General features: G+C 70.8%; 14 protein-coding genes and 1 tRNA gene. 6 read left to right on the top strand and 9 right to left on the bottom strand.

The features are described 5' to 3' along the window. Together rsgA and ACWDUZ_RS17765 are read left to right on the top strand one after the other, a co-directional pair. The gene (gene rsgA, locus ACWDUZ_RS17770; RefSeq protein WP_451632732.1) at positions 1-1,011 is read left to right on the top strand and encodes a ribosome small subunit-dependent GTPase A; all 1,011 of its coding nucleotides are present in this window, start codon (positions 1-3) and stop codon (positions 1,009-1,011) included. Positions 1,012-1,118: 107 nt separating this feature from the next. Beyond that, positions 1,119-1,442: a DMT family transporter gene (locus ACWDUZ_RS17765; protein ID WP_306190532.1), complete on the top strand. Its 324-nt coding sequence runs from the start codon at positions 1,119-1,121 to the stop codon at positions 1,440-1,442. A 55-nt stretch (positions 1,443-1,497) separates the two neighbouring features. Here the strand turns inward: ACWDUZ_RS17765 and ACWDUZ_RS17760 are convergent, their stop codons facing one another. After that, entirely contained in the window at positions 1,498-2,109 is a 612-nt protein-coding gene (locus tag ACWDUZ_RS17760; RefSeq protein WP_451632731.1) for a TetR/AcrR family transcriptional regulator, read from the bottom strand. Positions 2,110-2,275: 166 nt separating this feature from the next. Between ACWDUZ_RS17760 and hisN the strand changes: the two genes are divergently transcribed. Next, positions 2,276-3,076, top strand: a complete 801-nt coding sequence (hisN, locus tag ACWDUZ_RS17755; RefSeq protein WP_451632730.1) for a histidinol-phosphatase — start codon at positions 2,276-2,278, stop codon at positions 3,074-3,076. Positions 3,077-3,224: 148 nt separating this feature from the next. Beyond that, entirely contained in the window at positions 3,225-3,611 is a 387-nt protein-coding gene (locus ACWDUZ_RS17750) for a CBS domain-containing protein (protein WP_358866976.1), read from the top strand. Positions 3,612-3,788: 177 nt separating this feature from the next. On the opposite strand, the gene ACWDUZ_RS17745 is transcribed toward ACWDUZ_RS17750, so the two are convergent. Next, positions 3,789-5,240, bottom strand: coding sequence for a catalase (locus tag ACWDUZ_RS17745; protein WP_451632729.1), 1,452 nt, complete (start codon positions 5,238-5,240; stop codon positions 3,789-3,791). 142 nt (positions 5,241-5,382) lie between these two features. On the opposite strand from ACWDUZ_RS17745, the gene ACWDUZ_RS17740 reads away from it, so the two are divergent. After that, positions 5,383-5,799: a Fur family transcriptional regulator gene (locus tag ACWDUZ_RS17740; protein WP_358866978.1), complete on the top strand. Its 417-nt coding sequence runs from the start codon at positions 5,383-5,385 to the stop codon at positions 5,797-5,799. A 233-nt stretch (positions 5,800-6,032) separates the two neighbouring features. Here ACWDUZ_RS17740 and ACWDUZ_RS17735 read toward each other — a convergent pair. From ACWDUZ_RS17735 to ACWDUZ_RS17725, 3 genes are all read right to left on the bottom strand, one after another. Next, a tRNA-Met gene (locus tag ACWDUZ_RS17735) sits at positions 6,033-6,106 on the bottom strand. A gap of 68 nt (positions 6,107-6,174) precedes the next feature. Further along, positions 6,175-8,124 (bottom strand): sel1 repeat family protein, encoded by a 1,950-nt coding sequence (locus ACWDUZ_RS17730; protein WP_451632728.1) that lies wholly within the window; start codon positions 8,122-8,124, stop codon positions 6,175-6,177. A gap of 238 nt (positions 8,125-8,362) precedes the next feature. Beyond that, positions 8,363-11,317, bottom strand: coding sequence for a UPF0182 family membrane protein (locus ACWDUZ_RS17725; RefSeq protein ID WP_451632812.1), 2,955 nt, complete (start codon positions 11,315-11,317; stop codon positions 8,363-8,365). Positions 11,318-11,494: 177 nt separating this feature from the next. Here ACWDUZ_RS17725 and ACWDUZ_RS17720 point away from each other — a divergent pair, with 177 nt between their 5' ends. Then, positions 11,495-12,037, top strand: coding sequence for a PPA1309 family protein (locus ACWDUZ_RS17720; protein ID WP_451632727.1), 543 nt, complete (start codon positions 11,495-11,497; stop codon positions 12,035-12,037). A gap of 53 nt (positions 12,038-12,090) precedes the next feature. Here the strand turns inward: ACWDUZ_RS17720 and ACWDUZ_RS17715 are convergent, their stop codons facing one another. From ACWDUZ_RS17715 to ACWDUZ_RS17700, 4 genes are all read right to left on the bottom strand, one after another. Further along, positions 12,091-13,188 carry a YlbL family protein gene (locus tag ACWDUZ_RS17715; RefSeq protein ID WP_451632726.1) on the bottom strand — a complete coding sequence of 366 codons (1,098 nt, stop codon included), beginning with the start codon at positions 13,186-13,188 and terminating at the stop codon, positions 12,091-12,093. A 95-nt stretch (positions 13,189-13,283) separates the two neighbouring features. Continuing rightward, positions 13,284-13,448, bottom strand: coding sequence for a hypothetical protein (locus ACWDUZ_RS17710; RefSeq protein ID WP_451632725.1), 165 nt, complete (start codon positions 13,446-13,448; stop codon positions 13,284-13,286). 237 nt (positions 13,449-13,685) lie between these two features. Continuing rightward, positions 13,686-14,147: a molybdenum cofactor biosynthesis protein MoaE gene (locus ACWDUZ_RS17705; protein ID WP_451632724.1), complete on the bottom strand. Its 462-nt coding sequence runs from the start codon at positions 14,145-14,147 to the stop codon at positions 13,686-13,688. 173 nt (positions 14,148-14,320) lie between these two features. Then, entirely contained in the window at positions 14,321-15,433 is a 1,113-nt protein-coding gene (locus tag ACWDUZ_RS17700; protein WP_451632723.1) for an SDR family oxidoreductase, read from the bottom strand. Positions 15,434-15,495: the final 62 nt, after the last annotated feature.

Genomic DNA, 15,495 nt, shown 5'->3' with positions numbered 1-15,495 from the left:
ATGCGCCGCTACGGCAAGCACACCGACGAGGACGACATCCGGACCCGGCCCGGTCGCCGAGGCACACGACCGCGTACGAACATCCGGCCCAAGCACGAGGACGCCGCCGAGGGCATGGTGCTCACCGTGGACCGCGGGCGGCTGACCTGCCTCGTCGACGGCCGCACGGTCATGGCGATGAAGGCCCGCGAACTGGGCCGCAAGGCCGCCGTCGTGGGCGACCGGGTGGCCCTGGTCGGGGACCTGTCCGGCGCCAAGGACACGCTCGCCCGCATCGTCCGCATCGAGGAGCGGAGCTCGTTGCTGCGCCGCACCGCGGACGACGACGACCCGTACGAGCGCGTGGTCGTGGCCAACGCCGACCAGCTGGCCATCGTCACCGCGCTCGCCGACCCCGAGCCGCGCCCACGGCTGATCGACCGCTGCCTGGTGGCGGCGTTCGACGGTGGTCTGGACCCGCTGCTGGTCATGACCAAGTCGGACCTGGCCCCGCCGGACAAGCTCCTGGAGCTGTACGGGGCGCTGGACATCCCCCATGTCGTCACCAGCCGTGAGGAGCTGGAGAACGGGGACGCGGCGGACCGGGTGCGCGAGCATCTGGACGGCAAGATCACCGCGTTCGTCGGTCACTCCGGCGTCGGCAAGACGACGCTGGTCAACGCGCTCGTCCCGGAGGACAGGCGCCGGCTGACGGGACACGTCAACGTGGTGACGGGCCGCGGCCGGCACACCACCACCTCGGCGCTCGCCCTGCCGTTGACCGGCGGGGACGGCTGGGTCGTCGACACCCCGGGCGTCAGGTCCTTCGGACTCGCCCACATCGATCCCTCCCGGGTCATCCACGCCTTCCCCGACCTGGGACCCGGCACGGAGGGCTGCCCGCGCGCGTGCAGCCACGACGAGCCGGACTGCGGGCTGGACGCGTGGGTCGAGGAGGGGCACGCGGACCCGGCCCGGCTCTACTCGCTGCGCCGGCTGCTGGCCACCCGGGAGCGTAGGGAAGGCGACTGACGCCGCGTGCTCACCTTGGCGTAGTTTGTGTCCGCCACGGTCCGGCACGTGCATAATCGCAGCGAGCCGGAGCGGTCACGGAGCAAGGACCTACGGGAGGACGGCACATGGCGTGGCTGCTGGTCATCGTCGCGGGACTGCTCGAGACCGGCTTCGCGGTGTGTCTGAAGCTGTCGCACGGTTTCACCAGGCTCTGGCCGACCATCGCCTTCGCCTGCTTCGCGCTCGGCAGCTTCGGCCTGCTCACCCTGTCCCTGCGCAAGCTCGACGTCGGCCCCGCGTACGCGGTGTGGACCGGTATCGGCGCGGCGGGCACCGCCATCTACGGCATGGTCTTCCTCGGCGACCTGGTGTCCACACTGAAGATCGTGTCGATCAGCTTCGTCATCATCGGCGTGATCGGCCTGCAGCTGTCGGGCTCGGCCCACTGAGGGCCGGGCACGGGCCCGAACCGGGTCCTGTCCGTACGGCCCGGCGGCCGGTGGCTCAGACGAACTGGTGGCGGCGCAGGGTCTCGCGCACCAGGGCGGCCACGCCTCCCTCGCCGGGGGGCACCGCCACACAGGACAGGGCGAGGCGGATCGCCAGCTCGCAGACCCTCGCCAGCTCGGTCACGTCCGTGCCGGACGGGACCGAGGCGGCCAGGGCGGCCACGGCACGGTCGCGGACGTGTCCCAGCAACTCGCCCGGCGACGGCAGCGGACCGTCCGCCCTGCGCTGCGCCGGGACGGGAGAGGTCGAGGGCACCGCCGACAGCGTCGGCCAGGGCAACCGCTCGCTCCAGCATCCCGTGAGCATGGCCTTCACCAGCGCGTTCTGGCGAGCCGCCGCCACGGTCCACTCGGCGGCGGCGGTGAGCCGCTCGGACGGGTCGGTGTGTCCGGCCAGGGCGCGGTCCACGCCGGCGAGATAGCCGTCCGCCTCTCTCCTGACGAGCGCCCGCGCGAGTCCGTCCTTGCTGCCGAACTCGTTGTACAGCGTCTGCCGGGACACCCCGGCCGCCGCGGCCACGTCCACCATCCGTACCGCGGACCACGGCCGACGCGCCAGCGCCGTGTAAGCGGCGTCCAGCAGGGACTCCCGCGCTGCAGGCATCATCGCCTCCCGGGGGCGAGCGACTCTGCGCACAGATTTGACGCGCCCCGCGGCACTGTCAAGGGTGCCCGGGGGCATGTGAGCCCTTCGAGCGACACACCGTGACCCCGGCCCCGCCGTCCGCGCCCCCTGTGGCCCGGTGTCGCCCCGGGCCGATACCGTTCCCTACATGCCGGACTACCTTGACGACCTGCGCCTGGCCCACGTTCTCGCGGACGCCGCCGACGCCGCCACCATGGACCGCTTCAAGGCCCTCGACCTGAAGGTCGAGACCAAGCCGGACATGACCCCGGTCAGCGAAGCGGACAAGGCGGCGGAGGAACTGATCCGCGGCCAGTTGCAGCGCGCCCGCCCGCGCGACGCGGTCCTCGGCGAGGAGTACGGCGTCGAGGGCACCGGTCCGCGCCGCTGGGTCGTCGACCCGATCGACGGCACCAAGAACTACGTGCGCGGCGTGCCCGTGTGGGCCACGCTGATCTCCCTGACGGAGGCGGGCGAGGGCGGCTTCCAGCCCGTCGTCGGCGTCGTCTCCGCGCCGGCCCTCGGCCGCCGCTGGTGGGCCGCCAGGGGCCACGGGGCCTTCACCGGCCGCAGCCTGTCCCAGGCGTCGCGCCTTCGGGTCTCCAGCGTGGCCAAGCTGGCCGACGCCTCCTTCGCGTACTCCTCGCTCGGCGGCTGGGAGGAGCAGGGCCGCCTGAACGGTTTCCTGGACCTGACCCGCGAGGTCTGGCGCACCCGCGCCTACGGCGACTTCTGGCCGTACATGATGGTCGCCGAGGGCTCGGTCGACCTGTGCGCGGAACCCGAGCTGTCGCTGTGGGACATGGCCGCGAACGCGATCATCGTGACCGAGGCGGGCGGCACCTTCACGGGCCTGGACGGCCGGCCCGGCCCGCACAGCGGGAACGCGGCGGCGTCCAACGGGCTGCTGCACGACGAGTTGCTGGGGTATCTCAACCGGCGCCACTGAGGAACGGGAGTCGTCCGCGCACGCCCCCCGACCGGCTACGCACGCCCTCTTGTTGACCGCCGCTTTGCCTGCGACTCTGAGAGTCCCCCACTTGTGAACTTGTGAATCCAGTCACCAACTGGATTCCGCGAGGAGGTGGCTCCATCCCATGCTCGTCCGCGACGCCATGAGCACGGTGGTCCTCACCATCGGCCCCGCCCACACCCTCCGACAGGCCGCCGCCCTGATGTCCGCCCGCCGGGTGGGCGCGGCCGTGGTCCACGACCCCGACGCCGGCGGCATCGGCATCCTCACCGAACGCGACATCCTCAACTCCGTCGGCCTGGGCCAGAACCCGGACACGGAACCCGTGCACGCCCACACCACCACCGACGTCGTGTTCGCCGCCCCGTCCTGGACCCTGGAGGAGGCCGCCCGCGCCATGGCGCACGGCGGCTTCCGCCACCTCATCGTCCTCGACGACGGCGAACCGGCCGGCATCGTCTCGGTCCGCGACATCATCAGCTGCTGGGTTCCGGCCCGCGTGGCGGCCTGAACACAGCCGCGCGCCGGCCCGGGGAGAGGCGGGCGGCGGCCGAGGCGTACGGGCCGCGTCCGGGAGGCGTACGGGGGCCGCCGGAAGGCGACGAGCGGCGGTCCGAAGGCATACGGGCGGGCCGGGCCCCGTGAAGGGCCCGGCCCGCCGCCCCGGCAAGCGGTCCAGCGCTGGAGATCAGCCCCGCAGGTCCTGGACCGCGGCCTCCAGCCGCTTGCCGAAGTCCGCGTCCGCCCGGCGGAAGTTGTCGATCGCGCGCGCGGCGATGTCCTCGCGCGACACCTGCGCGATGGCGCCCGCCAGGTTGCCGATCAGGCGGTCCTTCTCCTCGTCCGACATCAGCCGGTAGAGGTTGCCTGCCTGGACGAAGTCGTCGTCCTCGGCGTGCCCCGGGGTCGCGTGGTCGCCGGTGACACCGGAGACCGCGAGCGGCTGCCACAGCGGCCGGTCCGTCTGGAACGGACCGCCGAAGCTGTTCGGCTCGTAGTTCTTCGCGCCCTTGTGGCGGCCGTCGTAGAGGTAGCCGTCACGGGCATGGGTGCGCGCCTCGGCGGCGTGCGGCCGGTTCACCGGCAGGTGGTCGGCGTTGATGCCGACGCGGTAGCGGTGGGCGTCGCCGTAGGCGAAGAGACGGCCCTGGAGCATCTTGTCCGGGGACGGGCCGATGCCGGGCACGAAGTGTGCCGGGGAGAAGATCGACTGCTCGACCTCGGCGAAGACGTTCTCCGGGTTGCGGTTGAGCTCCAGCCTGCCGATCTCGACCAGCGGGTAGTCGGCGTGCGGCCAGACCTTGGTCAGGTCGAACGGGTTGAAACGGTAGGTCGCCGCCTCGGCCGCCGGCATGATCTGGACGTGGACGGTCCACGAGGGGTACTCGCCGCGCTCGATCGCCTCGCGCAGGTCGCGCTGGTGGGAGTCGGGGTCCTCACCGGCGAGCTTGTTGGCCTCCTCCTGGGTGAGGCACTTGATGCCCTGGTCGGTCTTGAAGTGGTACTTGACCCAGAAGACCTCACCGGCCTCGTTGTTCCACTGGTAGGTGTGCGAGCCGAAGCCGTCCATGTGGCGGTAGGACGCCGGGATGCCACGGTCGCCGAACAGCCAGGTCACCTGGTGCGTGGACTCCGGGGACAGGCTCCAGAAGTCCCAGACGTTGTCCGGCTCCGTCGAGCCCGTGTACGGGTCGCGCTTCTGGGTGTGGATGAAGTCGGGGAACTTGATCGCGTCCCGGATGAAGAACACCGGGGTGTTGTTGCCGACGAGGTCGTAGTTGCCCTCCTCGGTGTAGAACTTCAGCGCGAACCCGCGCGGGTCGCGCACCGCGTCCGCCGCACCGAGGTTGCCCGCCACCGTCGAGAGGCGCAGGAACGTCTCCGTCTGCTTGCCGATCTCGGAGAGGAACGCGGCACGCGTGTACGGCGTGACGTCGGCGGTCACCGTGAAGGTGCCGTAGGCGCCGGCACCGCGTGCGTGCACGACGCGCTCCGGAATGCGCTCGCGGTTGAAGTGGGCGAGTTTCTCCAGCAGGAGTTGGTCCTGGACGAGAACCGGGCCGCCGACGCCCGCGGTCTCGCTGTTCTGGTTGTCGGCCACCGGTGCACCGGCCTCCGTCGTGAGCGGCCCCTGGGTCATGTCGCCTCCCGGCACATCTGTCTGTTTCCTGTTGCTTGGCCAAAGCCGTTCTGGATCCTACAATGGACTTTGTCCAAGTCAAACAGACATCCAAAGTCACACTCGTTCGGAAACTATTCCCCTTGCTGTTAAGCTGGTGCTCATGAGCGACCTTCTGGAACGGCTGCGCGGACGCGGATGGCGGATGACCGCGCAGCGCCGCGTCGTGGCCGAGGTCCTGGACGGCGAGCACGTCCACCTGACGGCCGACGAGGTGCACGCGCGGGCTGTCGCCAAGCTGCCCGAGATCTCCCGTGCGACCGTCTACAACACCCTGGGCGAGCTGGTCTCCCTCGGTGAGGTGATCGAGGTCAGCACGGACAAGCGCGCCAAGCGGTACGACCCGAACGCCCACCGGCCGCACCAGCACCTGGTCTGCGCCGGCTGCGGCGCGATCCGGGATGTGCATCCCGGCGGCAATCCGCTGGCCGACCTTCCGGACTCGGAGCGGTTCGGCTTCACGATCTCGGACGTCGAGGTGACGTACCGCGGCCTGTGCCCGAACTGCGCGGCAGCGTGACGAACGTCTGAAAGTCCCGGCACCAGGGAGTGCCGGGACTTTTCGCATGCCGGGACTTTTCGCCCGGAGGCTGCCCGCGTGGGACTCATCGCACGTCGGGGCTGCCCGAGCACCGTGCCTTGGCGTGCCGGCGTCTTCGCGCGGAACGGAGATACCGAGGGGCGTCGCGGCACCCAGAGGCGAAAACACCGAGGGCCGGAACCCTTGATCGGATTCCGGCCCTCGGCCTTCAGTAGCGGGGACAGGATTTGAACCTGCGACCTCTGGGTTATGAGCCCAGCGAGCTACCGAGCTGCTCCACCCCGCGTCGGTGAATAGAACACTACGTGACCGGCGGGGAAAGAAGCAAATCGCTTACGGGGCAGGTCGCGCACGTCACGCCGACAGCTCCTCCCGCAGCGCGTCCCTGAGCCGTGCCGCCCGCTCCGCGACCTCGGCCGGGCCCAGCGCCACCGCGCGGTCGGCCCACCGCTGCCCCTCCGCGAGCTCCCCGCGCCGCGCGTAGACAAGGGCCAGCCGCAGCGCCGCCCGCCCGTGGCCCGCGTCGGCCGCCCGGGCCCACCACACGGCGGCCTCGGGCTCGCTCCCCTCCCGCGCGAGCAGCAGCCCGAGGTTGAAGGCGCCGTTGCGGGACCCGGCCTCCGCCGCCGCCCGGTACCAGCGGGCCGCCTCGACCACGTCCCCCCGGGCGGCGGCCAGCATGCCGACCCGAACCTGTGCGCGCCGGTGGCCCTGGGAGGCCGCCCGCTCGTACCACTCCTCGCACTCGGTCTTCTCGTGGATCACCGACTCCCCGAGCTCGTGCGCCGGGACCGGAGGCCGTCGCGCGTCGAGCACCGTCGCCAGCCGGTAGGCGGCTTCCGCGCTCCCGCCGCCGGCCGCGCACCGCAGGTGCCGCTCGGCCTGCTGCTCGTCCCCCGCGCGCAGCCGGGCGATCCCGACCTGTAGCGCCGCCTCCGTGTGCCCGGCGGCCGCCGCACGCTCGTACCAGCGCAGGGCCTCGGACTCCAGATCCCGCCCGGCATAGAGGATCCCCAGGTTGAACGCGGCGTCCACGCTCCCGGACTCCGCCGCCCGGGAGAACCACGGCTCGGCCCCGCTGGTGTCACCGCCCTGGAGCAGCAGGACGGCCAGCGCGTTCGCCGCCTCCCGGTGGTCGGCGTAGGCCGCGCGCCGGTACCACTGCTCGGCCTGCGTGGTCCGTCCCTGCTCGGCGCAGAGCAGGCCGAGGTTGTAGGCGCCGTTCACGTCGCCGGCGTCCATGGCCGCCCTGTACCAGCGTTCGGCGGTCTGCGTCTCGCCGCGTTCGGCGTGCAGCGCGCCCAGCGCGTTCGCCGCGTTGCCGTCACCGTGCTGGGCGGCCCGCAGCCACCACACCGCCGCGGCCTCGGTGTCCCCGGCGTCGCGCAGCAGGAACCCGAGGGCGCAGGCCGCCCGGGCCTCGCCGTCCTTGGCGGACGTCAGGTACCAGCGGCCGGCCTCCTTCAGCTCGCCCCGCTTCTCCAGGATGGCGCCGAGGTGCAGCGCCGCACGCCGGTGCCCGCGCGCCGCGGCCTGCCGGTACCACTGCTCGGCCTCCGCCGTCCGGTCGCTCGGGTCCGAGCCCGCGCCGTGGCGGTCCGTCCCGGTGGGGCCGGCGCCGCTCGAGCCCGTGCCCCGGGCGCCGGCACCGTCCGCGGTGGAGTCGTCCGCCGCACGCCGGTCCAGAGCCCGCGCCAGCCGGTAGGCCGCCTCGCGGTGGCCGCGCTCGGCGGCGACCCGCATCCAGCGTTCGGCCGCGGGGTCCGCGCGGTGCTCCAGGAGATCGGCGAGCGCGTAGGCGCCCAGCACGTGGCCCTGCTCGGCGGACTGGCGCAGCCAGTACTCGGCGGCGGGCTCGTCGCCGCGCTCGCGGTGGTGCCGGCCGAGCGCGTGCGCGGCCGCGGCGGAGCCGGCGACCGCGGCGATCCGCCACCAGCCCGCCGCCTCGTCGGCGTATCCACGCTGGTGAAGGAGGACTCCCAGGTTGTTCGCGGCGGCGCGGTCACCGGCCGAGGTGGCGGCACGCAGATGGGGTTCGGCTGCGTCGAGGTCGCCGCGGCGCAGCAGCATGGCTCCGAGAACGCTCATCGCGTCGATGTCGCCGGCCTCGGCGGCCAGCCGGCGGCGCGCCAGTTCGGCCATCTCGTCGGCGGCCTCCCCGGTCTCGTCCGCGACCGCGTCCCCGATCCCCTGGGCCCCCTTCGTCTCCTCGAGGCCCTCGGGCTCCCCGCCCGTCCCGGGATCGGAAGCCTGCACAAATCGCCCTGTGTCGAACAGAGTTACCTTGTCCCCCATAACGTTCATCGTCGCACCACCTGCAAACTGGGTACATCTGGTATACCGCAGCCAGTGAGGTCACTTCAGCGTTTTGTCGACATGCCCACAGAGAGACAAGTCAAACACAGATCGCCCAACTCCCCACGGCGGCACGGCGGTCTCCGCTGTCGGCACATGCGTTCGCCCTCCCCCACCGAGCGCCGTACGCACACCACGAGGGCCCGGATCCGCTCACGGACCCGGGCCCTCGACGCCGTACCGGCGATCAACTCCCCGTCGTGCCGCTACCGCTGCCCGTCTCGTCGCCGCCGGCGCCGTTCTTCGCACCGTCGGTGCCGTTCTCGGCGCCGCCGCTCCGCTTCTCCGCCTGGGCCTGGGCCTGCGCGGCCTGCTTGAGCGCGTCCTGCAACTGTTTCTGCGCCTTGCCGTACGCCTCCCAGTCGGTCGGCTTCTTGTTCAGCGCCGCCTGCCCCTCGTCGAAGGCTTTCTGCGCGTCCTTCAGCGCCTGTTGGACCGTCGGATTGTCCGAGCTCGGCGGAGGCGTGGTGCCGGTACTGGGCGGAGGCGTCGGACCCGACGCGCCGAAGATCTTGTCCAGGGCCTGACCGAGCGTGTCCTCGAACGCCGTGGAGCCGCCGTAGGTCACCAGGACCTTCCGCAGCAACGGGTACTTGAGTTGACCGCCGCGTACGTAGACCGGCTCCACGTAGAGCAGTCCTCCGTCGAGCGGAATGGTCAGCAGATTGCCGTACTCGATCTCCGAGTCGCCGTTCCTGACCTGCCGGACGAACTCGGTGATGTTCTGCTGCGAGTTGGAGTTGAACTGGCTCTGGACCTGCTTGGGTCCGTCCGCCGAGGTGCTCGTGCGCAGCTTCAGAATCCTTATCTTCCCGTAGTCGGACGTGCCCGCCTGCGAGTCGACCGCCATGAAGGCGCTGAGGTTGTCCCGGTTGTTCGGCGTGTACGTCGTCGTCAGCGAGAACGCCTGGGAGTCCTGGCCGGGCATCTTCATGGTCAGGTAGTACGGCGGCACCGCGTCGCCCGACTTGTTCGTCGGGTCGTCCGGAACCTGCCAGACCTCGCTGCCGCTGAGGAAGGTCTGCGCGTCCTGGACGTGGTAGCGGGTGAGCAGCTCGCGCTGGACCTTGAACAGGTCCTGCGGGTAGCGCAGATGGGACATCAGGTCCGGGGAGATGTCCGACTTCGGCCTCACCGTGTCCGGGAACGCCTTCATCCAGGTCTTCAGCACCGGGTCCTCGGTGTCCCACTGGTACAGCCGGACCTCGCCGGTGTAGGCGTCGACGGTGGCCTTCACCGAGTTGCGGATGTAGTTGACCTGGTTCTGCTGGGCGACCACCGCACGCGAGTTGTTGGTCGCGGTCAGCGAGTCCGCCGTGGTGTCGCCGAGAGTCGTACGGGAGGCGTACGGATAGCCGTTCGTGGTCGTGTAGGCGTCCACGATCCACTGGATGCGGCCGTCCACCACCGCCGGATAGGCGTCACCGTCGATGGTCAGCCAGGGGGCGACCGCCTCGACCCGGTCCTTGGGCGTGCGGTTGTACAGAATTCGCGAGCCGTCGCCGATCGCCCCGGAGTAGAGGATCTGCGGCTCACCGAACGCCAGCGCGTACGCGGCCCGGTTGACCGGGCTCGACAGGCTGACGCCGCTGTCGCCCCGGTAGCTGGTGGTCTTCTCGCCGTCGTTGTCGGAGTAGTCGATCTCCTTCTGGGGACCGCCGACGATCGAGTACGTGGTGGTCTTCTCGCCGTAGTAGACCCGCGGCTCGTACTTCGGCAGGTCGCCGGCGGGCGGCAGGTTCTTCTCGGTGAAGACGGGCTCGCCGTTGTCGGCCTCGGTGCCCTTGGCCGAGACGATGCCGTAGCCGTGGGTGTAGCGGAAGTGGCTGTTGATCCAGTTCTGCTTGACCCCGGCAAAGTTCAGCTCGCGCAGGCCGATGACCGTGTCCTGGACCTTGCCGTCCTTGGTGGGGTAGCGGTCGACGTCCAGATTGTTGGGGAATGCGTAGAAACCCTTGATCTGCTGCAGTTGCTGGAACGTCGGCGAGACGATGTTCGGGTCGAGTATGCGGATGCTCGCCGTCTTGTCGACGTCGTCGCGCAGCGCCGACTTGTTCTTGGTCTTGCTCGTGCCGTCGTAGGGCGTCACCTCGGTGTCGTCGATGCCGTACGCCTGGCGCGTCGCCTCGATGTTCTTCTCGACGTACGGCGCCTCCTTGGCCTGCTCGTTGGGCTGGACCTGGAACTTCTGGACGATCGCCGGGTACAGGCCGCCGATGAGGATCGCGGAGAGCACCATCAGACCGAACCCGATGACCGGCAACTGCCAGGTGCGCCGCCACAGGGTGGCGAAGAACAGCAGCGCGCAGATGACCGCGATGCAGAACAGGATCGTCTTGGCCGGCAGATAGGCGTGGGCGTCGACGTACCGCAGACCGGTCCAGTTGTCGGTGGCCTTGAAGTCGCTCGACTTGACCGCGAGCCCGTACCGGTCGAGCCAGTACGCGATCGCCTTCAGGGACACGAACACGCCGAGCAGCACCGACAGGTGCCCGGTCGCCGCGGCCGTGGCCCGGGCGCCGGGACTGGTGAGCCGCAGCCCGCCGTACAGGTAGTGGGTCAGCGCCGCCGCGATCAGGGACAGGATCGTCGCGGCGAAGCCGAAGCCCAGCAGGAAGCGGTACCAGGGCAGGTCGAAGGCGTAGAAGGAGACGTCGAGGTGGAACTGCGGGTCCGTCCGGTGGAAGGGGACGCCGTTGATCCACAGCAGCCAGGTGCGCCACTGACCTGCGGCGGAGGCACCCGCGATCAGGCCGACCAGGGCGGTGATGCCGCACAGCAGCCACTTCTTGTACGGAGCGATGCCCATCCGGTAGCGGTCGAGGTTCTGCTGCTCCACCGACATGGCGCTGAGCGGGGGCCGCAGCCGGTGCGCGAGCCAGATGTTGAAACCGACGGCCAGGGCCATCAGCAGTCCGAAGACGAAGAACAGCCCGATCTTGGTCCACAGGGTGGTGGTGAACACGGACGAGTAGTGCACCGACCGGTACCACAGCCAGTCGGTCCAGAACCCCGCGAACATCGTGAACGCCATGCCGAGGACGGCCAGGACGCCCAGGGTCATCAGCAGGACACGGGCTCGCCGGGACGGGCGGCCGACTCTCATCCGCGGCCCGGACGGGCCTGAGCCACGGTCCGGCATCTGGAAAGCCAAGGTGCGCACCTCGAAGTTCGCTGGTGGTTCGCTGTCGTTGCGTCTGGCCCCCGTGCCCGCGGACCGTACGGTGTGCCCGCCGTCGTCGCGGGCACACACCTATGAAACTTACTGACGGTTTACTCGGTTCCCGATTCCGGCCGGGAACGAGGCAGGATTGTGACCATGTCCAACACTCCCATGGCAGCGAGCCCGCTCACCCGGGCCGTACTCGAGATCGACGAGTACGCCTCCGGCCTCGGCTGGGACCAGCCCGCTCGCCTCTTCGCCCTCGTAGACACCGCGCGCCTGCGGGCCGAGGAACCCGCCCTGGCGGCCCAGCTCGGCCTGGAGGATGAGGAGCAGACCTCCGGTCTCACCCCGATCGAGCAGGACGAGATCCCGGCCGGTCAGCCGCTCGACGAGTTCCTCGGCACGATCGCCTGGCCCGACGCGGTGGCCGGCTGCGCGCTGACCGTGGAACGGCTGATGCTGCCGCCGTCCGCCGAGGCGCAGGTGCCGCAGGGGCTGGACGAGGAGAAGCTGACCCGGTGGGTGGCCGACCACCCCGAGCGGCAGGAGGTCCGGATGACGGTGGCCGTGCTGCGCGACGGCGGCCGGGAGTCGGCCCTTCGGCTGCGCGAGAAGGACTCCTCCACGGAGGTGCTCACGGGCGCCGACCTGGTGCCGGGGCTCGCGGAGGCACTGGCGGCCACGTTCGAGGACTGAGACCCGGGCTTTCGTGATCGGGAGCGCCCGCGGTCGGGCGCTCCCCCCTCGTCTCAGCCCTTGGCCGTGCACTTGGGCAGGTCGGAGGTCTTCCCGGAACGGATGTCCTTCAGGGCGGCGAGGGCGTCCTCGATGGTGCCGACCTTCACCAGGGTCAGCCCGGAGGGGGTGTCCTCGGCGGCGGCCGCGCAGTTGTCCGCGGGGGTGAGGAAGTACTGGGCGCCCTTGTCGCGCGCGCCGACGGTCTTCATCTCGACCCCGCCGATCGGGCCGACCTTGCCGTCGTCGTCGATCGTTCCGGTGCCGGCCACGAACTTCCCGCCGGTCAGACTGCCCGGGGTGAGCTTGTCGTAGATGCCGAGGGCGAACATCAGACCGGCGCTGGGTCCGCCGACGTCGGCGAGCTTGATGTCGATCGTGAACGGGAACGTGTGATCGGTTCCGGTGGAGATCCCGACGATGGCGCGCTTGGCGCCGGTGTCGTGGGACTCCGCCGTGGTGACAGTGACCTTCTTGGTGGTGGTCGCCGTCTTGTTCTGCTTCTCCGCGGCGGCCTGATCCTTGGCGGGCACGATGGTGAAGACGACGTCCTGCCCGGGTTCGTGCCGGGTGACCAGCTTCGCGACGTCGGAAGGCTGCTTGACCGCGGTGCCGTCTACGGCCTTGATCACGTCACCGGCGTGCAGCCTGCCCTGGGCCGGGGTTCCTTTGAGGACCGCGGAGACGATCACCCAGGACCGCACCGGGACGCCGAGTTCCTTCAGGGCCGCCACCTTGGCGCTTTCCTGGGACTGGCTGAACTCCTCGGCGTTCTCCTGCGTCGACTGCTCCTCCGTTTTGCCGTCGGGGTAGAGGGTGTCGTGCGGGACGATCTTGTCGTCGTGCGCGAGCCAGCCGTAGACGGCCTCGACGAGGTTCATCCGGTAGTCGGCGCTGGTGACCCGGACGGTGGTCATGTTGAGATGGCCGTCCGTCGGATACGTCTGGTGCCCGGAAATCTGCAGCACCGGCTCGCCGTCGTGCTCGTCCAGCGTGTTGACCGTCGGTCCCGGGGACATCTCCGAGTACGGCACGGGGAGGAAGACCCCCGCGCACAGGAGCGCGATCAGCATCAGAGTGGAGGCGAGCATCGTCGCGGTGCGGCGTGGCATGAGTCGACAGTACGGGACGCGCCTGTCAGAGGACCGTCAGGGCCGTCGCACGGAGCCTGGGCACCTGGTCTTCGCACGCGGTTCTCCGCACGGCCTCACGTGCCGGACGTGGACCTCTCCATGGCCTCACGGAAACGGGCGTACCCGTCCAGCTCGGGACGATCGCTGCGCACCTTGCGGGTCCGGTTCGCCCAGATCCCCCACAGTCCGGCGGCTATCGCAGCCACCAGTGGTATCAGCAACCAGGCGAGTGCCGCCATGCCGACCTCCCGACCCCAACCGAGCGACCCCAACTGACTGATCAGCAGATTAACCATCTGCAATGACAACGCTCGGGTCAGGGGGTCGGTTACGCAACCGGAGCGCCGGCGCGGGGAGCGGCGGTGACCGCCTGCGGCATCGGCAGGTCACCGGGCTGGGCAGAAGGTGCGCCGGCGGACCGGGGAGTGACGTCGCCAGGCCCCGGGACGGGCGTCGGCAGACTGCCGGGAGTGCCGTCAGCAGGCTCCGACCCACTCCTCGGTGCCGTCCGAGAACTTCTGGTGCTTCCAGATGGGTACCTCGTGCTTGAGGTCGTCGATCAGCTTCCGGCAGGCCTCGAAGGCCTCCCCGCGGTGCGGACACGACACGCCGACGACGACGGCGAGATCCCCGACTCGGAGGTCCCCCACACGGTGGACGGCGGCGAGCGCACGCACCGGGTACTCCGCGACGACCTTCTCCGCGATCCGCCGCATCTCGGCCTCGGCGCTGGGATGGCAGGAGTAGCCGAGCTCGTCGACATCGGCACCCCCGTCGTGGTTGCGCACGGTCCCGACGAAGAGCGCGGTGCCGCCGGCGGCGTCGTCCCCGACGGCCCGGAAGACCTCGTCGAGGGAGAGCGCCGTCTCACGGACGGCGATCAGCTTGATGGGATCGTCGGCGGCGTGTTCGCCCGGGTGATCGGTGGTGGGTGCCATGCCCCCATCGTGCCGCACGCGCCCGACCACGCGGAATAGCGTCATCGCCCGGCACGCGCGCGTGCCGGTTCGGAGCCTTCTACGACACCGAGGACGCGCACCGCGGACCTCGTTCTACGACCGGGACCCGGACCGCGGACCTCGTGTCCGCGGCGCATCCCGCCGGGCCGGGGTCACATCCGCCGTCGGGCCTTGCGCGCCCGCCGTACCACGGCGGCCGCGCCCAGCAGGGCGACCGTGGCCCCCGCGGCGCCCGCCGCCGTCGCGTCCTTGCGGCCCAGCCGTCGGCCGGCCACCGTGTGCCGCCCGGCGACCTCCTCCAGCAGCTCGGCGAGCACCTCCTCATTGGTCCACCTCGGCCGCCAGCCCGCGTCGTGCAGCCTGCTGCCACTGACCACCCAGGGGTACATCGTGTACGCGAGGTCCCCCGCCGGGGACGGGGTGAGCCCGATCCGGTGCAGCCGAGCGGCCGCCCCCAGCGCCACCGCCGAGGGAAGCTCCATCCGCCGGATGCCGCTGAGCTCCTCCACCTCCTCCTGCTCCAGCCATCCGTCGCAGCCGACGGCCAGCTCGCCGTCGACCTTCTCCAGCACGGCGTACTCCAGCGCACTGCACAGGTCCTCGACGTGGCAGAACTGCCAGGCGGGCCGTGAACCGGCCACGACCAGCAACCGCGGCGACTCGAAGTACCTGGTCAACGCGGTGTCGGTGCCGCCGACCAGCACGGCCGGCCGGACCACGGTGACGTTCAGCCCGGGGTGCGCCCGCGGCGCGCGGCGCGCCAGCCGCTCGACCTCCAGCAGGTCCCCGACGCCGGTCGCCTCGGCGGTCGCCCGCAGCTCGGCGTCCTCCGACAGCGGCAGCTCGTTGTCCGGCAGCGCTCCGTACACCATCGCGGACGTGCACAGCACCACCCGGTGGACACCGGCCGCCGCGGCCGCGGTGAGCACGGTCTGCGTCCCTCGGACGTTGTAGGCCGTACGGGCGGCGGGGTCGGTCTCCAGGTCGAGATCGAGCGCCAGGTGCACCACGACGTCGGCGCCGCGCAGCTTGTCGGCGATCGCCGGGTCCCGCACGTCGAGGATGTGCCACCGCGCCGCCGCGCACTCCCCGCGTCGCTCGTCGATGGCGATGACCTGCCTGACCTCGTCGGACGCGGCCAGCCGCTCCGTGAGCAGCGCGCCGACACCGCTCGCGGCTCCGGTGACCGCGACGACGGGCCCGCGCACGGCGGGAGGGTTTTCAGGGTTTCGCGCTGCGCGAACCTGCGGATCTGGGGAACTCACCGGGCGTCTCCAGCGGTTGTCTTCCATACGGGCGCGAATGACGCGTACGTACCAGGTGGCTC

The organism is Streptomyces sp. NPDC003393, assembly GCF_053589015.1.
The sequence above is the reverse complement of the archived record's forward strand: the minus strand, read 5'-3'. Positions and strand labels throughout refer to the sequence as shown.